The organism is Rhodococcus sp. (in: high G+C Gram-positive bacteria) (assembly GCF_049591685.1).
Lineage (GTDB): Bacteria > Actinomycetota > Actinomycetes > Mycobacteriales > Mycobacteriaceae > Rhodococcoides.
Map to the genome: position 1 here is coordinate 1 of NZ_JBAWFH010000143.1, position 2829 is coordinate 2829.

Sequence of the window (2829 nt, forward strand, 5' to 3'; positions counted from 1 at the left end):
CGGTCGCGCTGCGACTCGTCGTTCTGGCCGACCGGCTGTACGATGCGGGCATCCCCGTGACGTCGTCCGGCGCGAAGCTCGACGAAATCTTCACCGAAGAGATGCTTGCGGGCGGCTACCGCAAGAAGTACCTGCGCGCAACGTCGCGTCTGCTCGCGCTGTCGCGCTTCGCGGCTGTCGGCTGACCACCCTCCGTTTCAGAGCGCGCGTTCGAGCACGAAATCGTCGTGCACTTCGCTCCCGACGGTGAACGTCTTGGTGCCCACCCGGGCGAAACCGTGCTTGGCGTAGAAGCGTTGCGCTCGTTCGTTTCGCTGATTGACCCCCAGCCACACGCCTGCACATCCGCTGTCCACAGCTGTGTCCAGGGCAGCCGTCATCAGTGCGGAGGCAACGCCTCCGCCGTGGTGTCCAGGTAGGACGTACAGCTTGGACAATTCCATCGTGGGCGAGTTCGACAGGATGCGTGCGATCTCGGGGTCGGCGGGTTCGCCGCGAATCAGCATCGCGTAGCCGACGATCGAGTCGTCCTCCCGCGCCGCGAGGATGGCCCGGTTCGGGTCGTCGAGGTATTCGCCGAAACGTTCGTGCGAAAGAACGTCGTTGACGAAGGCCTCGATGGACTCACGGGTCGACCCGGGCGGGCACGCGAGCGGAAACGTCACGGCAGCGACGTCGGCGAGTTGCTCCGTATCCCAGAGACCGGCGGGTCCGACGGTGACGCTCACAGCCGGTCCACCGTTTCCTTCGCCTCGCGAAGCGGCAGCCCTGTGCGCGCACGAAGAAGCGTGATCGCGGCGATCGTCCGGCCCTCGGTCTTGAGCGCTCGTAGTCTTGGAATGATGTCCTCCCATGCGTCCGTGTCCAGCCCGGTGGCGTCGGTGTAGGTGCCGGGGGAGGGCAGTGGGTTGCCGCGTTCCACCGAATCGACGGCTGCTTTCGCTTCCGTCAACGAACACCCGGTGCGCTCACGAAACAGCTTGATCGCGTTGATCTTCTTCCTGTCGCCGACGAGGCGGTGGATCTCGTCGCGCGCGGCGTCGTCGAGACCGATCAGACCGAGTCGTGTTGCCGCAGCAGTATTTCTGCGTGGACTCTTGCGGGCAAGGAGCCAGGCGATCAGTACGGCTATGTCGATGAGGACCAGTGCGACGATGAACCATCCCCAGGTGGGCATGAAACAAGTAGAACACTCGACCACGCGTCGGTGTCTACGCGGCACGCGATCTGGGTGCGAAGTCAATCGTCGGCGCGTGGAACGGGTTCGAACCCGAACAAAATCGACGCTGCATCGAGGGTGCGCGCGGCAACGCGGTGTTTCGCCGCGGACAGATCATGGGCGGCTCCGGCAACCTCGACGAACTGGGTCGCGGCAGGCACCATGTCGATCGCCGAACGGAGTTCGGTGGGCGAGCCGAACGGGTCCTTGTCACCGGACACGAAGAGGCTGGGCATCATGATGTCGGATAGGTGTGCCGTGCGCGCTTTCTCGGGCTTCTTCGGTGGATGCAGTGGGTACGACAGAAGAACCAGGCCTATGGCAACGTTCGAGTCCTCGGCGGCCAGCATCGATGCCTGACGACCCCCGTAGGAGTGGCCCCCGACGAAGAGGGGACCGGCGGTACTGGCCCGCAGAAAGTCGAGCGCCGCGCGAATGCTGTCTCTGTCGCCGGCAGCCTTCGACAGGTGCGGGGGACCGGTAGGTCTGGCGCGGCGGAACGCGAGATCGAACCGCAGAACCGTGATGCCGCGTGCCGCCCAGGTTTCGGCCATGTCGACGAGCAACGCCGCATCGGCGTTTCCCCCAGCGCCGTGCGTCAAAGCCAATGACGCGGTGGGTTCCCCGTCGGGAACATGGAGAACGCCGCGTACGTCGGCGCTGCCGATACTGCGGACCTCGGACGTGCTGTCACGCATCCGTTGCGGCAGGGTCCTTTACTTCTGTGTTAGCTGTCGACGGCGTGTCATCTTTCGGGTCGCCGCTGTTCGGGTCGCCGTTGTTCGGGTCGCCGTTGTTCGGGTCACCGACCTGGGCGCCGTCATTCATTTCTCCGTTGTCGTCGACCATGTCGGCGAACGCGGTCCCGGACACCATCCCCCCGGTACCGGGGAGGGTCACCGTCGGGCGGTTGCCCGGCTCGTACTTCTCCTCGAGGCCGGCGACTCGTTCCTCCGCCTGCTTCTGGGTTTCCTCGTCGACCTCGACTTCATTTACTTCGTTGACTTCGCTGCCGTTGCCGTCGATTTCCTCTTGGCGATCGTCCGCCATCGTGGCTTCCTTCCGTTCGGGGGTGTCCGTACAGAATGCACCTTTATGACGTGAATCACGACCGCTTCGACGGATACGGACTACAAACGCAAGAAAGCCCCGGCACGAATGCCGGGGCTTTCTTTTGGTGCGCGATACTGGGATTGAATTAGCTCACTGCGATACTGGCAACACGCCGACCGACCTGCGAAATATGGCTCTGACATGCACAATCGATGGCCAGTATCGCGGTGCAGTAATGGGCACGAATACGCACCGATATAGTCTGACGTGGTGCAAACGTGGTGCAAAACAGGCAGGGGTGAGCGGTAGTGGCCGGGGTCAAGGGCAGGACGCAACGCGGGTTCGGGCGGCTACGGCAGTTCCGCAGCGGTCGGTGGAAAGCCAGCTACACCGGGCCAGACGGGCGGCTGTACGACGCGCCCGCGACGTTCGCGGCCAAGATCGACGCCGAGGCGTGGTTAGTGGACCGCCGACGAGAAATCGACCGTGAGTTGTGGTCACCACCGACCGACGCCGCGACGGCCAAGGCCAAACCTGTTGCGTTCCGTGAGTACGCC

The 2829-nt window shown here is 64.0% G+C and carries 5 protein-coding genes and 1 pseudogene; 2 read left to right on the plus strand and 4 right to left on the minus strand.

Annotated elements, in window-relative coordinates; all coding sequences use genetic code 11:
* A partial coding sequence (gene zapE / locus WBQ44_RS06115; RefSeq protein WP_495565834.1) for an AFG1/ZapE family ATPase occupies window positions 1–185 on the plus strand: 185 nt, incomplete at its 5' end.
* 12 nt (window positions 186–197) lie between these two features.
* On the opposite strand, the gene WBQ44_RS06120 is transcribed toward zapE, so the two are convergent.
* The 4 genes from WBQ44_RS06120 to WBQ44_RS06135 form a co-directional block, all read right to left on the minus strand.
* Complete coding sequence (locus WBQ44_RS06120; protein WP_495565835.1) at window positions 198–728, minus strand: GNAT family N-acetyltransferase; 531 nt, start codon at window positions 726–728, stop codon at window positions 198–200.
* Entirely contained in the window at window positions 725–1177 is a 453-nt protein-coding gene (locus WBQ44_RS06125) for a hypothetical protein (protein ID WP_495565836.1), read from the minus strand. The genes WBQ44_RS06120 and WBQ44_RS06125 overlap by 4 nt, the downstream gene beginning before the upstream one ends.
* Before the next feature lie 62 nt (window positions 1178–1239).
* Window positions 1240–1917, minus strand: a complete 678-nt coding sequence (locus WBQ44_RS06130; protein WP_495565837.1) for an alpha/beta hydrolase family protein — start codon at window positions 1915–1917, stop codon at window positions 1240–1242.
* Window positions 1910–2269: a hypothetical protein gene (locus WBQ44_RS06135; protein ID WP_495565838.1), complete on the minus strand. Its 360-nt coding sequence runs from the start codon at window positions 2267–2269 to the stop codon at window positions 1910–1912. Before WBQ44_RS06135 ends, WBQ44_RS06130 begins: the two co-directional genes overlap by 8 nt.
* A gap of 311 nt (window positions 2270–2580) precedes the next feature.
* Here WBQ44_RS06135 and WBQ44_RS06140 point away from each other — a divergent pair.
* Window positions 2581–2829 (plus strand): annotated as a pseudogene (locus WBQ44_RS06140) (site-specific integrase); the annotation flags it as partial.